This window comes from Nonomuraea purpurea (assembly GCF_042650645.1).
Classification (GTDB): Bacteria; Actinomycetota; Actinomycetes; order Streptosporangiales; family Streptosporangiaceae; genus Nonomuraea; species Nonomuraea purpurea.
On record NZ_JBHSBI010000001.1, the window covers coordinates 336403 to 352464 of the forward strand.

A 16062-nucleotide genomic window follows, 5' to 3' on the forward strand; every position below is an offset into this window, starting at 1 on the left:
TGATCGAGGGGCTCGCGCGAAATATGGTGTTAATCGTTTCACATCAGAGATGGACATGGTGTGACGACAGCCCGCCATGTCCAGGAGAACCCGAGATCCCAGGCCATCAGATTCCCCATATCCCCGTAGGGAATGCTAGGTTATTCGACTAACATGAGACCAACAGCGCGACAAGTGGCAGAGCTGGCGAACGTGTCGGTGGCGACCGTCTCCTACGTGCTCAGCGGCCGTGACCGTCCCGTGGCCGCCGAGACGCGGCAGCGGGTGCTCGACGCGGCCAGGCAGCTCGGCTACACCCCCAACCAGGCCGCGCGGAGCCTGCGCAAACGCCGGACCCAGCGCATCTGCCTGGTGCTCAGCTCACTCGGCGGTGTGCCCACCGATGAACGGCTGGCCACCGACCTGCACGAGATGGCCGACGCGCGGGGCTACTCCGTGATCACGCTGTCCGTCTACTCGGAGGCCCGCGCGAAGGCCGCCATCGACGTGCTGCGCGGCGGGATCGCCGACGGCGCGCTGATCAACGTCGTGGGCGGGCACCTCACCCACGACCTGCTCGCCGGGCTCGCCGCCACCGGGCTGCCCATGGTGGTGATGAGCAACGAGAGCGGGCTGGAGGGCTGCGACGTCGTCCGCACCCCGGAGACGGAGGCGTCCGCGGAGGCGGTCGAGCACCTGCTGGAGCAGGGCAGGCGGCGCATCGCGTTCCTGGCGCACCGCCACGAGCTCCACCGCGACCGGCCCGCAGGGCGCCTGCTGGGCTACACCACGGCGCTCGACCGGCACGGCGTGAGTGAGCGGATCATCACCTCGGGAGCGGACGACCGCGTCTCGGCCTACCAGACCGCCGCCGATCTGCTGCGCTCACCCGACCGGCCCGACGCGATCTTCGCCGCCTCCGACCGGGCCGCCATCAGCGCGATCTGGGCCGCCAGGGACGCCGGGCTGCGCGTTCCCGACGACGTCGCGATCATCGGCGCCGGCAACATCGACGAAGGTCTCATCACCAACCCGCAGCTCAGCACCATCGGCCCGCTCAGGCACGACTACACCGACGTCGCGCGCCTGCTGTTCGACCGCCTCCAGGCCGAGGAGGCCCTGCCCGGCCGCGAGATCGTCCGCGCCTGGACCTTCCTGCGGCGGGGCTCTTCTTAGAAGGGAAAACCGAGATGTCCCCCAATCTCTCCCATCTGTCCCGCCGCGACCTGCTCCGCCTGGCCGGGGCGGCCGCCGCCGTCCCCGTCCTGTCGTCATGCGCGGGGGCCCCGACCGCGCCGGCGGCCGCGCCTGGGACGTTCACGATCTACTGGAACGCCGGCCACGACTACCAGGCCTACCGCACGGTGATCGCCGAGTTCGAGCAGGCCAACAAGGTCAAGGTCAACCTGCAGAAGTACCAGTGGCCCGACCTGCGCACCAGGCTGCTGGCCGACTTCGCCTCCGGTACCGTGCCCGACCTGGTCGAGGAGCCCGGCGGGTGGGTGCAGGAGTTCGCCGTCTCCGGCAACGCGCGCTCGTTGCAGGACTACGTCGACCGCGACGGCGCGGCGATGGGCTTCCCCTCCGACTGGCAGCCCGTCACCGTCGAGCGCAACTCCTACCAGGGCAAGGTGTACGGCGTGCAGCTCCACCTGACCTGCAACACGCTGCTGTACAACAAGGCCATGCTCAGGGACGCCGGCGTCGAACCGCCGACGACCTGGGAGGAGTTCCTGGAGGCGGCCAAGAAGCTGACCAAGGACGACGTGTACGGCGTCGCGCTCAACCAGGACTACCTCTACGTCTGGCCGTGGATGGTGCAGGCCGGCGTCACCCCCTATGACCCGGCGACGGGCAAGGTCATGACGCCGGTCGCGGACGCGGTCGCCGCCCTGCAGTTCCAGGCCGACCTCGTCCACAAGCACAAGGTGGCCCCGGTGCCGGTGTCGGGCACCGACTATTCGGGCCCGCAGAAGTTGTTCTCCGCCAAACGCGCCGCGATGATCCTCACCGGGCCGTGGGACCTCGACCCGATCAAGAAGACCAGCCCCGACATCGAGCTCGGCGTCGCGCCGCCGCTGAAGCACAAGGTCGAGGCCACGCAGGCGGCCGGGGTGAGCATGTTCGTGCCGGCCAAGGCGGCCAGGCCCGACCTGTCGTGGGACTTCATCAAGCGCATCACCGCGCTGGAGGTCGAGCGGGCCGCGACCAAGGAGACCGGCATGCTCATGCCCCGCAAGAGCTGGGCCGACCAGCCCGAGGTGCAGTCGGACCCGGCCATCAAGGTCTTCGCCGACGCGCTGCCCATCGCCAAGGACTCCTCACAGCAGGTGCGCCTGACCGGGCAGCTCGGCAAGTGGGAGGAGCAGCTCAAGGTCATGTACCAGCAGGTGCTCATCCAGAACCAGCCGGCCGCCGAAGCCCTGGCCGCCTTCAGCCGCAGCGCGGAGGGCTTCCTCAAGTGAGGCCCCGCACTCTGTCTGGGCGGTACGCCAGGACCGCCTACCTGTTCCTGCTGCCCGCCATCCTGTTCTTCGCCGCCTTCTTCTACCTGCCGATCGGCAACGTGGTGGCCACCAGCCTGCGCACCGGGCCGCAGGCCGACCAGTGGAACGGGCTCGGCAACTACGCCCAGGCGCTGGCCGACCCCGCGGTGCGCCACTCGTTCGTGGTCACGGTGGCCTTCTCGGTGGCCGTGGTCGTGGGGTCGATCGTGCTCGGGCTGGCCCTGGCGATGGCGCTCGACCAGCCGCTCAAAGGCCGGGTGATCTTCCGGGTGCTGCTGCTGGTGCCGTACCTGACGTCGGTGGCGATCGTCGGGCTGCTCTGGCGCAACATCCTGGACCCCGAACTCGGCGTGCTGAACCGGGTACTGGGCGCGGCCGGGCTGCCCGAGCAGCAGTGGCTCAACACCGCCCCGCTGCTCACGATCGCCGCCGTCACGCTCTGGCAGAGCGTCGGCTACACGATGGTGCTCTTCCTGGCCGGGCTGCAGGGCATCCCCGAGACCTACCACGAGGCCGCCAAGATCGACGGGGCGGACGCCTGGCGCCGGTTCTGGCGGATCACGCTGCCGCTGCTCGCGCCGACCACGCTGTTCGTGTCGGTGATGGCGGTCATCTCGGGGCTGCAGGCGTTCGGGCAGGCGTACATCATCACGGGCGGCGGGCCCGGCGACGCCACCGACCTGTCGGTCTTCCACATCTTCAACGTCGCCTTCCGCACCCGCGACTTCGGCTACTCATCGGCGCAGTCGGTGCTGCTGCTGATCGTGATCGTGGCGTTCACGCTGGTCCAGCTCAGGGCGGGCAGGCGCGGGGAGGTCACCTACTGATGCGCAGACCGCTGCTGTACACGCTGCTCGTCCTGGCCGGCCTGATCATGATCGTGCCGCTGCTCTACATGCTCTCGCTGTCGCTGCAGACAGAGGCGGAGACGCTGTCGGCCAACGCCGTGATCTGGCCCGACTCGCCCCAGTGGGGCAACTACGCCGAGCTGTTCAGCCGGGCGCCGTTCGGGAACTTCATCGTCAACAGTCTCGTCGTGGCGGGCGCCATCACGCTGGCGCACCTGCTGTTCGACCCGCTCGTCGGGTACGTGTTCGCCAAGTTCCGCTTCCCGCTGCGCAACACCCTCTTCGTGGCGCTGCTGGCCACGCTGATGGTGCCGTTCTTCGTGCGGATGATCCCGCTGTACGTGCTGATGGCCAACATGGGGTGGCTCGACACCTACCAGGGGCTGATCACGCCGTTCCTCATGGACGCGTTCGGGATCTTCCTCATGCGGCAGTTCATCCAGCCCATCCCCGACGACCTGATCAACGCCGCCCGCATCGACGGGGCCTCGGAGCTGCGCATCTACCGCAGCGTCATCCTGCCGCAGACGCGGCCGGCGCTGGCCGTGCTCGGACTGTTCACCTTCGTCTTCCAGTGGAACGAGTTCCTCTGGCCGCTGGTCGCCACCTCGACCCCCGAGATGCGCACCATCCCGGTCGGGCTCACCCTGTTCAACCAGGAGTACTTCACGCTGTGGCACCTGACGGCCGCCGGGTCGGTGATCCTGTTCGTCCCCACCGCCGTCCTGTTCATCTTCACCCAGCGATACTTCGTCCGCGGCATCGCCCTCACCGGCCTTCGCTAGTTAGGAGCCTCCCTTTTGCCCCCGAACGTGATCGTCGTCTTCACCGACCAGCAGCGGTGGGACACCGTCGGCCCGCTCACCCCGAACCTCGACACCATGGCCAGGCGCGGCACCCAGGCCACGGTCGCGCTGACCCCGCAGCCGGTGTGCGCACCCGCGCGCGCGGCGCTGCAGACGGGCCGCTACCCGACCACGACGGGCGTCTACCGCAACGGCCGCGTCCTGCCGCCGCAGGAGCGCACGCTGGCCCACCACTTCGGCGCGGCCGGTTACGCCACCGGCTACATCGGCAAGTGGCACCTGGGCGGTGGCGATCCCGTGCCGGACGGCCAGCGCGGCGGCTACCGGTCGTGGCTGGCCGCCAACGCGCTTGAGCACACCTCCGACGCCTACCGGACGATCGTCTACGACGAGGCCAACGACCCCGTCCTGCTGCCCGGCTACCGCTCCGACGCCCTCGTGGACGCGGCGATCAGGTTCGTGGCCGACCACCACGACGAGCCGTTCTACCTGTTCGTGTCGTTGCTGGAACCGCACCACCAGAACGAGGTGGACAACTACCCCGCCCCCGACGGCTACGAGGAGCGCTACCAGGGAAGCTGGATGCCGCCGGACCTGGCCGCGCTCGGCGGCACCGCCCACCAGCACATGGGCGGCTACCTGGGCCAGGTCAAACGCCTGGACGAGGGCCTGGGCCGGCTGCTGGACGCGCTGCGCAGCATGGACCTGCTGGACGAGACGATCGTGGCCTACACCTCCGACCACGGCAACCACTTCAAGACCCGCAACGGCGAGTACAAGCGTTCCTGCCACGACGCCTCGCTGCGGGTGCCGCTGGCGCTGCGCGGCCCCGGTTTCGACGGGGGCGGCGCGATCTCTCGCCCGGTCAGCACCATCGACCTGCCGCCCACGCTCCTGGAGGCCGCCGGGCTGCCGGTGCCGGAGGAGATGCAGGGCCGCTCGTTCCTGCCGCTCGTGCGCGACCCGGGGGCCGCCTGGCCCGAGGAGGTGTTCTTCCAGGTGAGCGAGTCGGAGGTGGGGCGCGGCATCCGTACCTCGCGGTGGAAGTACTACGCCGTCGCCGAGGACGCCCACCCGTGGGACGACCCCGGCGCGGCCCGCTACCGTGAACAGGCCCTGTACGACCTGGCCAACGACCCCCACGAGCTGGTCAACCTGGCGGGGCTGCCCTCGCACGCCGAGCTGGCGGCGCAGTTGCGCGAACGCCTGGCGGGCCGGATCGCGGCGGCGGGGGAGCAGGAGCCGGTCATCGAGGCGGCCGTGCCGCGTCCGGCGCGCGAGCAGGCGATGACCGACCCGGCGGTGCGGCTGCACGGGGCCAAGCCGGTCAGGTTCGGTCACCAGCGGCCCACCGGGGCGTAACCGGTCAGGCCGCAGCCGTCCGGGGCCGGCGCGCGACGGGCCGAGGGCGGCGCGGTTTCAGCGTGCCGCCAGCTCCGTGACCTGCTCGGGGGTCAGCGACACCGTGGAGGCCGCCAGATTCTCCTCCAGGTGGGCGACCGTGGAGGTGCCGGGGATCGGCATCATCACCGGCGAGCGGGCCAGCAGCCAGGCCAGGCTGACCTGGGCGGGCGTGGCCCCGACGGCCTTGGCGACGTGGTCGACCGGGCTGCCGGGCGCCGCCAGCGCGCCCTTGGCGATGGGGCTGTAGGGGATGAACCCGATGCCCTGCGCCTCGCAGTGCTCCAGCACGTTCTCGGAGACGCGGTTGGTGAGGTTGTAGCGGTTCTGCACGGTGACGATGTCGACGATGCGCCGCGCGCGTTCCAGTTCCTCGACGCTCACCTCCGACAGGCCGACGCACGCGATCTTGCCTTCGTCCTGGAGCGCCTTCAGCTCGCCGAGCTGGTCCTCCAGCGGCACGTCCGGGTCGATGCGGTGGAGCTGGAGCAGGTCGATGCGCTCCAGCCCGAGCCGGCGCAGACTCATCTCTACTTCTTGCCGCAGGTACGCGGGCCGGCCCACGACGTGCCACTGGCCAGGCCCCGTGCGCACGAATCCGGCCTTGGTCGCGGTCAGCAACCGCTCGGGGTAGGGGTGCAGGGCCTCCTTGATGATCTCCTCGCTGACGTACGGCCCGTAGGAGTCGGCCGTGTCGATGAGGTCCACGCCCAGCTCGACGGCCCGGCGCAGCACCCGTACGGCCTCGTCGTGGTCGCGCGGCGGACCCCAGACGCCCGGCCCTGTCAGGCTCATGGCGCCGAACCCGAGGCGGTGGACGGTCTTGCCGCCCACGGCGAAGGTGCCGGAGGACTGGAGCGAGATAGACATGAGGACTCCCTGAACGAAGTTATGTCCGTGATGCAATGGATATGGGATCAATCTTCCTATACGCCGGATTGCTGAATACGTTTCGGGCTACGCGCGCATCACATCCCGTTCCTGCGCGTCCCGAGGAGCAACCATGCGTTCCCGTCTGCGTAAGGGCCTGCTGGGCGGCGTCACCGCCGTCGCCGTGGCCCTGTCACCGCTCGCCTTCGCCGCCCCCGCCGGCGCCCACCAGGGCAAGGACCACGTCCACAAGCTCGTCAAGGCCGTCTCCGGCAAGAACGTCAAGAAGCACCTGCGGGAGTTGGAGGCGATCGCCGGCGCCAACGGCGGCACCCGGGTGTCCGGCACGCCAGGCTTCGACGCCTCCCGCGACTACGTCGTGCGCAAGCTGCGCGGCGCCGGCTACGACGTGACCGTCCAGCCGTTCGAGTTCACCTTCGACGGGTACGTCACTCCGCCCGTGCTCAAGCGGACCAGCCAGGAGCCCAAGACCTACACCCACGGGTTCTTCGGCGACTACGTGGCCATGGGCGACTCGCCCTCCGGGGCCGTCAGCGGCACGATCCAGGCCGTCGACCTGGTGCTGCCGCCCGGCCCCGTCAACAGCTCGACCTCCGGCTGTGAGGCGAGCGACTTCGACGGGTTCGTCGCGGGCAACGTCGCGCTCATGCAGCGCGGCACCTGCAACTTCCGGATCAAGGTGGACAACGCCATGGCCGCCGGAGCCTCGGCCGCCATCGTGTTCAACGAGGGGCAGGAAGGCCGTACCGAGGTGGACCTGAACCCGGTGCTCGGCGGGCCCGGCGTGACGATCCCCTCGTTCTTCGCAAGCTTCGCCGTCGGCCGGGAACTGGCGGCCACCGCGGGCACCACGGTCACGATGAACTGGGACCCGGTCGTCGAGACCAGGACCACCTACAACGTGATCGCCAAGACCAGGAAGGGGAACCCGGACAACGTCGTCATGCTCGGCGCGCACCTGGACAGCGTCCAGGAGGGGCCCGGCATCAACGACAACGGCTCGGGCAGCGCCGGAATCCTGGAGGTGGCGCTGCAGTTCGCCAAGACCAAGCCGAAGAACCAGGTGCGCTTCGCCTTCTGGGGCGCCGAGGAGTTCGGGCTGCTCGGCTCGGAACACTACGTCGCGTCGCTGAGCGAGGAAGAACGAGCCAAGATCGCGCTCTACCTCAACTTCGACATGATCGGCTCGCCCAACTACACGTTCGGCATCTACGACGGCGACGGCGACGCGTTCGGCACCGCAGGTCCGCCCGGATCGGACGTGATCGAGGAGGACTTCGAGAAGTTCTTCGCCGGGCGCGGGCTGCCCTTCAAGGGGACGGCGTTCACGGGGCGCTCGGACTACGGGGCGTTCATCGCGGCCGGGATCCCGGCCGGCGGCCTGTTCACCGGGGCCGAGCAGCTCAAGACCGCCGAGGAGGCCGCGATCTTCGGCGGCACGGCGGGGATTCCGCTCGATCCCTGCTACCACAGCGCCTGCGACACGATCAAGAACATCAACGACAAGGCGCTGGACGTGAACGCCGACGCCATCGCGACGCTGACGGCCACCTACGCCTTCGACACCGGCACGATCGGCGCCGCGCCGACCGCCGCCGCCTCCAGCCGCGCCGCCACCGCCCAGGGCCACCGGCCCGCGGACGCGACCGGCTGAGCGCATGAAAGGCGCCCGCACCTCATGGGTGCGGGCGCCCTTCAGGTCAGCCCAGGCCGTTCTTCACGGCCGTGATCAGTTCGCCGTTGGTGGTGTCACCGCTGAGCTCCCAGAAGAACGCGCCGCCCAGGCCCTGGTTCTTCGAGTAGCTCATCTTGCCGCCGATCGTGGCCGGCGTGTCGTAGCTCCACCACTGGTTGCCGCAGTAGGCGTACGCCGTGCCCGCGACCGTCCCGGTGGACGGGCAGCGCGTCTTGAGCACCTTGTAGTCCTCGATGCCCTGCTCGTAGGTCCCCGGCGCGGGACCCGAGGCCGTGCCGCCCGGCGCGGACTGCGAGACCCCGCTCCAGCCGCGGCCGTAGAAGCCGAGCCCGAGCAGGAGCTTGCTCGCCGGCACGCCCTTGCTCTTGAGCTTCTGGATGGCGGCGTCGGAGTAGAAGCCGGCGGTCGGGATGCCGGAGTAGGAGGTGAGCGGCGAGTGCGGGGCCGTCGGGCCCTGCGGGGCGAAGGCGCCGAAGTAGTCGTAGGTCATGACGTTGTACCAGTCCACGTACTGCGCCGCGCCGCCGTAGTCGGCCGCGTCGATCTTGCCGCCGTTGGTGCCGTCGGCGGTGATGGCCGCGGTGACCAGGTTGCCGGAGCCGAAGCGGGAGCGCATCGCCGACATGACGTTCCTGAACGCCGCCGGGCCGCTGCTGTCGCAGGACAGGCCGCAGGCGTTCGGGTACTCCCAGTCGATGTCGATGCCGTCGAAGACGTCGGCCCAGCGCGGGTCCTCGACCAGGTTGTAGCAGGAGTTGGCGAAGGCCGTCGGGTTCTGCGCGGCCTGGGTGAAGCCGCCCGACCAGGTCCAGCCGCCGAAGGAGAACAGCACCTTCAGGTTCGGGTACTTCTTCTTGAGCTTGCGGAGCTGGTTGAAGCTGCCGCGCAGCGCGCCGGCGTCCCAGGTGTCGGCGACGCCGTCCACGCTCTCGCCCGCCTGGTAGAAGCGGTCGTAGTCGGCGTAACTGTCGCCGATCGTGCACTGGCCGTTCTGCACGTTGCCGAAGGCGTAGTTGATGTGCGTCAGCTTGGCCGCCGAGCCGCTGGTGTCGATGTTCTTGACGTGGTAGCCGCGCTGGTAGACGCCCCACTGGACGAAGTAGCCCATCACCTTGTTCCCGCCGCCTCCGCCTCCGCCGGTCGTGGTGGCGGTGACGCTGTTGCTGTTGGCGGAGCGGTTGCCGGCGGCGTCGCGGGCGCGGACGGTGTAGGTGTAGGCGGTGCCGGCGGTCAGTCCGGTGTCGGTGTGGGTGGTGCCGGTGACGGTGGTGAGGAGGGTGCTGCCTCGGTATACCTCGTAGCCGGTGACGCCGACGTTGTCGGTGGAGGCGTTCCAGGCGAGGGCGACGCTGGTGTTGGTGACGCCGGTGGAGCGCAGGTTGCCGGGCACGGACGGCGGGCTCGTGTCCGTTCCGCCTCCGCCGGTTGTGGTGGCGGTGACGCTGTTGCTGTTGGCGGAGCGGTTGCCGGCGGCGTCGCGGGCGCGGACGGTGTAGGTGTAGGCGGTGCCGGCGGTCAGTCCGGTGTCGGTGTGGGTGGTGCCGGTGACGGTGGTGACGAGGGTGCTGCCTCGGTATACCTCGTAGCCGGTGACGCCGACGTTGTCGGTGGAGGCGTTCCAGGCGAGGGCGACGCTGGTGTTGGTGACGCCCGTGGAGCGCAGGTTACCGGGGACGGACGGCGGGCTCGTGTCGGTGCCGCCGCCGCCCGTGGGCTTCCACAGGGCCGGTACGTTCGGCGGCTCCCAGCCGGGCTGCGAGGTGTGCGCCTGGACGCACTCGTACTCGACGCCGTTGTACGTGACGCGGGCGCCCGTCGCGTACGCCGTCCACGGGGCCCATGCGGCGAAGGCGGCGGTGGCGCTCGAGGCGGGGGGCGGGGCCACGACCGCGGCGGTGAGAGGCAGCAGCACCGCCGCCAGCCCGGCGAGGATCTTGCTCAGGATGGTGTGTTTCATGACGCTCCGACATCCGGTTGGGGGTGGGAGGGTGGGATGTCACGCAAACTATTAGGAAAGTTTCCTGTCAGTTATGACACGACGTTAACCCCTGCCTGCGGCAGCGTCAATACACGAAATCGCCGACGTCGCGATCAGGTGGGCGTGTGGAGGTCGCGCCGGTCCGGGTCGGTGGGGAGTGACGTTCCGCCGACGCGATCGAGCCCGAGACAAAGATCGTCATTTGCTCAAAGGCGATTTGATCACTTTGCGGGTGATCGGCCGCACATCACCGTCGCCACGTGGTTGATCGTGCATTATTGACCGATTTCGGTCTCGCCGGTAACGGTTGCAGAACGAGCGCTGACGCGGAGGCCGAATATAGCGCAGCATTAAGGTGTGGCAGGAATTACCGTCTGGCGACGGGCGGCTGAACGGCGTGGACCCTACGTGGCTCGCGCGGTGGCCGAATTGCGATCCTGGCCGGCGTTGGCGGCGAGCGACACCAGGCGGGGTCTGACGTTCGCGGTGCGCGGCACCGAGATCCTCCGGCTGTCCGGCCCTGACCAGGTGCAGGTGCGTCTGACCGCGCCCGCGATCGACCGGCTCGGGCACTACCTGCGCGAGTGCGTCCAGGTCCACGAGTGCGCCGATGGGGCCTGGGTGGCCGTCCAGGTCGAAGCGGAGCCCGACCTGGAGCTGCTGTTCGCGCTGACGAGCGTGGCGATCAAGGCCCACGTGCCCTAGGGCGCCGATCGTCAGTCGGTGGCGGCCTCCAGGGTCTTGGCGACGCTGCGCAGGTGCTGCTGCATGGCCGTCTGGGCGGCCTCGGGGTCGCCTGCGACGATCGCGGCCACGATCAGTTCGTGCTGCGGCAGCGACAGCGCGGCCCGCCCCGGCTGCCGGGCCAGGCGGAACTTGTGCCGCACGACCTGCGCCCCCAGCCGTTCGATGATCGAGGCCGAGGTTCGGTGGTCGGCGATCTCGCGGACCTTGGCGTGCAGGGCGGCGTTCAGCTCCGAATAGCGGTCGAGGTCGTTGCCCCCGACGGCTTGGCGCATCTCCGCGACGATCGCCCGGAGCTGGTCGGCCTGGCCGGGCGTGACCCGCTCGGCGGCCTTGGCGGCCGACAGCCCTTCGAGCACCATCCTGACTTCGGTGATCTCGACGGCCTCCGCCTTGGAGATGGCCCGGACGCGGGCGCCCTTGTTGCGCAGGATCTCGACCAGCCCCTCGCCGGCCAGCTCTTTGAGCGTCTCGCGCACGGCCGCCCTGGTGGCGCCGAACTGCTCGCACACGTCCGCTTCCACCAGGCGCTGGTTGGGCACGAAGTCGCCGCCGAGTATGGCCGCCCTGATGCGGTCGGTCAGCGTGGTCACGCGGTCCTCTCCCGTTCGTCGGACACCCACCGTCGTCAACAATATTATCGACAATTCTCCCGGGGGCGGAGGACAAGCGCTTTGATCAATTACATCCGTTCTGTCGGTGAGGTGGGGTAAGTTCCCGGATCATTGATCAGCCGTTCGCGAAGGAGCGGGCACTTCCGCCTGCGCCGTGAGCGGCCGGGGCGGGAGGTTTTGAGGTCGTGGACGCGGACAAAACCGCGTGGGACAGACGCAGCGTGGTACGGGTGGTCTCGCCCGTCGAACCGCGCAAACTGGCGAAGGTGCCGTTCGTCGAACTGGCAGACGGCCGGCTGCAGGGCGTCGTGTCGAGCGGATCCGACATCGAACGGGTCTACGTCTCGTCGATCACCGCCGGCAGCCACGGACTGAGCTGCAGCACCAACAACAACCGGCCGTGCGGCGCGCTGCACGGTTACGCCTGCAAGCACATCCGCATGCTGGCCGACGAGGCGATCCTGCAGTACGGGCTCGACCGGGTGGCCCGCTACCTGCGCGTCGAGGTGCCCGAGGGCGGCAGCTTGATTCACAGCCTCGACTCGCAGGTCGAGCGCACCCCGGCGGCCGTGGTGTTCAGCCGGTTCCTGCGCCACCTGGCCTATCTGGAGGTGCCCGACAGCATCGAGCCGCTGGCTGAGCTGCACTGGTTCCCGGCGATGGGGGCGGTGCGGTCATGACGTCCGATATGCGGCCTGGCCGGCGGCACGAAGGTGAGGTGGGCTGATGCTTGACGTTCAGCTTGGAGAGGTGAGCGGCGGCACGCCCGACGGCGTCGCCGAGGCGCTCGACCTGGTCGCGGGGTTCGACGACGCGCTCACGCACGGGTTCGCCCGGCTCGGCGAGGAGCCGGGCGCGGCGCTGGCCGCCCTGGCGGGCACGCTGGCCGGGAGCCCGCTCGGCGATCGCCTGGGCGAGGCCGTGGAGAAGGTGGTCGCCGGGTCGGTCGCGGACGAGCACCTGGCGGCGCTGGCCGGCGCGCGGGCCGCGCTGCTCGGCTCGGTGCACGACGCCCTGCTCGGCAGCCTCGACGCGGCGCTGGGCCGCACGCGCGCCCCATGGGAGCCCGTGCCAGGCGAGAGCGAGGTCGCGGGCAACCTGCTGGCCGGCTGCCGCCAGTGGCTGCGCGAGCTGGCCATCGCGGGCTGGCGCGGCGTCGACCACGACCTGGTCTCCGCCGCCGACCAGACGATCGAGGCCCTGCTCCCGGTGCCGGAGCTGCGCGGCCTGGCGGTGCTGCTCGACGGCCTGGCCGCAGAGCTGCGGGCCTCGAGCCCGGTCGGCACCATGGACCGCCTGCCCGCGCGCAGGTGGGGCGACCTGTGGACGCGCGGCATGCTGCTGGCCCAGAAGGGCCCGTGGAACGGCGGCGCCGAGCAGGTGTCGGGGCGGCTGCTCATCCTCGGCGCCGACGTGCACGAGCACGGCACGGTGGTGCGGGTGCAGGTCCACGGCATCCTGGAGCCGTCGGGCGGGGCTCCGTCCAGGCTCGTCCGCACGAGCGTGGCGGCGGCCAAGGTCGACACGATCGTCGGCCCGGCCGTGTGGCGGCTGCTGAGCGCCTACCCGGTGCTGCTGAGCGCGCTGGCCGAGCACCGCAGCCTCGACCTCACCGACATGCCGCTGCTGGCCGGCGGCGACCTCGTGTGGCACGACGACCGGGCCGGCGCCGGAGAGGAGGCCGACCCGTTCACGACCGCCAGGGTCCAGCTCGGCGCCGCCGTCGCGCCGCCGGTCCAGCCGCTCGACCGCCATCCCGTCCGCATCGCCGAGCCGGTGCTGATCGAGGGCTACGGGGTCGACGGCGAGTCGCTCCAGTTGGGCGGCAGCTCGCTGGCGTTCGACCTTGACCGGTTGCCGTCCTGCGGGCCGCTCACGCCCGAACTGGTGGCCGCCTCGTCGGCGTGCCTCGGCCTGATGCGCTGGGACGGCGGCCAGTGGCTGCTGCAGCCGCTCGCGGTGCAGGCCACGGTCAAGAAGAAGCCCGTCACCGCCCACAACGGCGACTGGGCCATGGGCCCCACTGACCCCAAGGTGGTCAAGGCCGCGGCCAAGTCCGGCGACGCGGTCGCCGTGCTCCGCGAAAGAGCGGGACGGTTGCTGCGCAAATGACCGAGACCCAGACGAGCGAAGAGACGCACGGCAGCGACGAGACCCGGCGCCAGGTGCTCTACTGGCGCCTGCTGTCGCGGGTGTTCGGCGCCGACGAGCAGCCCGCGCTCGAAACGGCCAGCGTGGCCATCGTCGAGGACCTCGGCCTGCCGCCCGCACTGCTCGACCCGGGCGTGTCCGTCGACACCCTGGTGCAGCGCTTCCCCGACCTGGAAGCGGAGCTGCAGGGCCTGATGGCGGACAAGGAGCACGAGGAGGGAGACGAGGTGCGCCGCGCGGCGCTGGTCTCCAAGCTCCTGCTCAACGTGTTCCAGACCGGCTCTGGCAACGTCACGGCCTCCCAGCTCGAACGCTGGAAGAAGGACGCGGGCTGGTTCGAGAAGGGCATGGGCTGCGAGCCGGGCGGCCTGCGCCACCGGCCGGGTGACGAGGAGGTCGCCGCGGTGCTCGCGGGCATCGAGGGCGACCTGGTCAAGCGCATGCACCTGCGCGAGGTGCTGGCCGACCCGCAGTTGGCCAGGCAGCTCACGCCCAGCATGTCGCTCATCGAGCAACTGCTGCACGACAAGTCCAACCTGTCGGGCGTCGCGCTGGCCAACGCCAAGGCGCTGATCCGCAGGTTCGTCGACGAGGTCGCCGAGGTGCTGCGCACCCAGGTCGAGAAGGCCAGCGTGGGCGAGATCGACCGGTCGGTGCCGCCGAAGCGGGTCTTCCGCAACCTCGACATCGAGCGCACGATCTGGAAGAACCTGACCAACTGGAGCCCCGAGGACGAGCGGCTCTACGTGGACAAGCTCTTCTACAAGCAGACCGCCCGCCGCACCACCCCGGCCAAGATGATCGTGGTCGTCGACCAGTCGGGCTCGATGGTGGACGCGATGGTCAACTGCACGATCCTGGCCTCGATCTTCTCGGGGCTGCCGAAGGTCGACGTGCACCTGGTCGCCTACGACACCAGGGCCCTCGACCTGACCCCGTGGGTGCACGACCCGTTCGAGGTGCTGCTGCGCACCACGCTCGGCGGCGGCACCGACGGCACGGTCGCCATGGCCATCGCCCGGCCGAAGATCACCGATCCGCGCAACACCGTCATGGTGTGGATCTCCGACTTCTACGACAACCGGTCGTTGATCACCGACTTCGAGGCGATCCACCGCTCGGGGGTCAAGTTCATCCCCGTCGGCTCGGTCAACAGCTCCGGCCATCAGAGCGTCGACCCGTGGTACCGCCAGAAACTCAAGGACCTGGGCACCCCGGTCCTCTCCGGCCACATCAAGAAGCTCGTCTTCGAGCTCAAGAACTTCCTCACCTAGGAGACCCCCGAATGAGTGACGATATGCTGCGCGCCCCCGTCGAGGTGAAGTTCGCCGAGGAGCTCGACTGGCTGGAGTCCGTCGACGACAGGCCCAAGCCGTTCTCGTGGCGGCTCAGCCCGCGCATGATCAGGATCTTCATCCTGGGCTCCGAGCCGGCCGACGGCCTGGACCGGGAGATCTCGCAGAAGTGGTTCGGCGACCGCAGTTTCGTCGAGCGCAGCATCGTGACGCTGGCCTCCGACCGGGGCCTGCTGCTGATCGGCGACCCGGGCACGGGCAAGAGCTGGCTGGCCGAGCTGCTGTCGGCCGCCATCTGCCGTAACTCCACGCTCGTGGTCCAGGGCACCGCCGGCACCACGGAAGACCACATCAAGTACTCGTGGAACGTCTCCATGGTCATCGCCAAGGGCCAGTCCCGCGAGTCGATGATCCCCTCGCCGATCATGACGGCGATGGAGAAGGGCGTGATCGGCCGCTTCGAGGAGCTGACGCGTTCGACCAGCGACGTGCAGGACGCGCTGATCTCGATCCTGTCGGAGAAGTACGTCTCCATCCCCGAACTCGACGACGACAACATCGTCTTCGCCCAGCCCGGCTTCTCCATCATCGCCACCGCCAACAGCCGCGACCGGGGCGTCAACGACCTGTCGTCGGCGCTCAAGCGCCGCTTCAACTTCGTCCGCATCCCGGTGGTGACCAACAAGAAGAGCGAGGCGGAGATCGTCCGCTTCCGTACCGAAGAGCTGCTGCGCCGCCACCACATCGAGCTGGACGTGCCGCCGACGCTGCTGGACATCCTGCTGCAGAGCTTCGCCGACCTGCGCTCGGCCGCCGCGTCGGCCACCAGCGACGACGACAAGCTGGAGTCGGCGCTGTCCACGGCCGAGCAGATCGGCGTGCTGGAGGACGCCATCCTGCACAGCAACTTCTTCGGCGACAGGACGCTGCGCGCGCAGACGCTGGCGAGCTCGCTGGTCGGCTCGCTGGCCAGGCGCAGCCCCGAGGACCTGGCGATCCTGAACAAGTACCTGCACGGCGTCGTCGAGCCCCGCAGCAAGAAGCACGGCGGTGAGTGGCCGGAGTTCCTCGAGGGCGGCCGCGAGGCCATCGCCACGCTCTCATGACCGAGCTTGTCGAGGTCATCAGTGAGCAGGGAAACATGAGCGCGAC

General features: G+C 69.7%; 14 protein-coding genes. 11 read left to right on the forward strand and 3 right to left on the reverse strand.

The features are described from left to right. Positions 1-174: 174 nt before the first annotated feature. The 5 genes from ACFOY2_RS01540 to ACFOY2_RS01560 are packed head-to-tail and all read left to right on the forward strand — an operon-like array spanning position 175 to position 5502. A complete protein-coding gene (locus ACFOY2_RS01540; RefSeq protein WP_379526053.1) occupies positions 175-1155 on the forward strand; it encodes a LacI family DNA-binding transcriptional regulator in 981 nt (326 codons plus the stop codon). Between the two features lie 14 nt (positions 1156-1169). Further along, entirely contained in the window at positions 1170-2444 is a 1275-nt protein-coding gene (locus tag ACFOY2_RS01545; RefSeq protein WP_379526054.1) for an extracellular solute-binding protein, read from the forward strand. Next, positions 2441-3313 (forward strand): carbohydrate ABC transporter permease, encoded by an 873-nt coding sequence (locus tag ACFOY2_RS01550; protein ID WP_379526055.1) that lies wholly within the window; start codon positions 2441-2443, stop codon positions 3311-3313. Before ACFOY2_RS01545 ends, ACFOY2_RS01550 begins: the two co-directional genes overlap by 4 nt. Then, on the forward strand, positions 3313-4119 hold the full coding sequence (locus ACFOY2_RS01555; protein ID WP_379526056.1) for a carbohydrate ABC transporter permease: 807 nt from the start codon (positions 3313-3315) through the stop codon (positions 4117-4119). The genes ACFOY2_RS01550 and ACFOY2_RS01555 overlap by 1 nt, the downstream gene beginning before the upstream one ends. Before the next feature lie 15 nt (positions 4120-4134). After that, on the forward strand, positions 4135-5502 hold the full coding sequence (locus tag ACFOY2_RS01560; RefSeq protein WP_379526057.1) for a sulfatase-like hydrolase/transferase: 1368 nt from the start codon (positions 4135-4137) through the stop codon (positions 5500-5502). Between the two features lie 57 nt (positions 5503-5559). Here ACFOY2_RS01560 and ACFOY2_RS01565 read toward each other — a convergent pair whose 3' ends face one another. Further along, on the reverse strand, positions 5560-6411 hold the full coding sequence (locus tag ACFOY2_RS01565; RefSeq protein ID WP_379526058.1) for an aldo/keto reductase: 852 nt from the start codon (positions 6409-6411) through the stop codon (positions 5560-5562). A gap of 133 nt (positions 6412-6544) precedes the next feature. Between ACFOY2_RS01565 and ACFOY2_RS01570 the strand changes: the two genes are divergently transcribed. Further along, positions 6545-8086: a M28 family metallopeptidase gene (locus ACFOY2_RS01570; RefSeq protein ID WP_379526059.1), complete on the forward strand. Its 1542-nt coding sequence runs from the start codon at positions 6545-6547 to the stop codon at positions 8084-8086. A gap of 46 nt (positions 8087-8132) precedes the next feature. Here the strand turns inward: ACFOY2_RS01570 and ACFOY2_RS01575 are convergent, their stop codons facing one another. Next, on the reverse strand, positions 8133-10085 hold the full coding sequence (locus ACFOY2_RS01575; protein ID WP_379526060.1) for a glycosyl hydrolase family 18 protein: 1953 nt from the start codon (positions 10083-10085) through the stop codon (positions 8133-8135). Positions 10086-10514: 429 nt separating this feature from the next. On the opposite strand from ACFOY2_RS01575, the gene ACFOY2_RS01580 reads away from it, so the two are divergent. Beyond that, positions 10515-10811, forward strand: coding sequence for a luciferase domain-containing protein (locus ACFOY2_RS01580; protein WP_379526061.1), 297 nt, complete (start codon positions 10515-10517; stop codon positions 10809-10811). An 11-nt stretch (positions 10812-10822) separates the two neighbouring features. Here the strand turns inward: ACFOY2_RS01580 and ACFOY2_RS01585 are convergent, their stop codons facing one another. Next, complete coding sequence (locus tag ACFOY2_RS01585; RefSeq protein WP_379526062.1) at positions 10823-11443, reverse strand: GntR family transcriptional regulator; 621 nt, start codon at positions 11441-11443, stop codon at positions 10823-10825. A 206-nt stretch (positions 11444-11649) separates the two neighbouring features. Here ACFOY2_RS01585 and ACFOY2_RS01590 point away from each other — a divergent pair, with 206 nt between their 5' ends. Genes ACFOY2_RS01590 through ACFOY2_RS01605 form a run of 4 tightly spaced genes read left to right on the forward strand, consistent with a single transcriptional unit; the run spans position 11650 to position 16016 of the window. Continuing rightward, positions 11650-12144 carry a hypothetical protein gene (locus ACFOY2_RS01590; RefSeq protein ID WP_379526063.1) on the forward strand — a complete coding sequence of 165 codons (495 nt, stop codon included), beginning with the start codon at positions 11650-11652 and terminating at the stop codon, positions 12142-12144. Between the two features lie 46 nt (positions 12145-12190). Further along, positions 12191-13576 carry a hypothetical protein gene (locus tag ACFOY2_RS01595; RefSeq protein ID WP_379526064.1) on the forward strand — a complete coding sequence of 462 codons (1386 nt, stop codon included), beginning with the start codon at positions 12191-12193 and terminating at the stop codon, positions 13574-13576. Further along, positions 13573-14889, forward strand: coding sequence for a VWA domain-containing protein (locus tag ACFOY2_RS01600; RefSeq protein ID WP_379526065.1), 1317 nt, complete (start codon positions 13573-13575; stop codon positions 14887-14889). The genes ACFOY2_RS01595 and ACFOY2_RS01600 overlap by 4 nt, the downstream gene beginning before the upstream one ends. A gap of 11 nt (positions 14890-14900) precedes the next feature. After that, positions 14901-16016: an ATP-binding protein gene (locus ACFOY2_RS01605; protein ID WP_379526066.1), complete on the forward strand. Its 1116-nt coding sequence runs from the start codon at positions 14901-14903 to the stop codon at positions 16014-16016. Positions 16017-16062 lie beyond the last annotated feature (46 nt).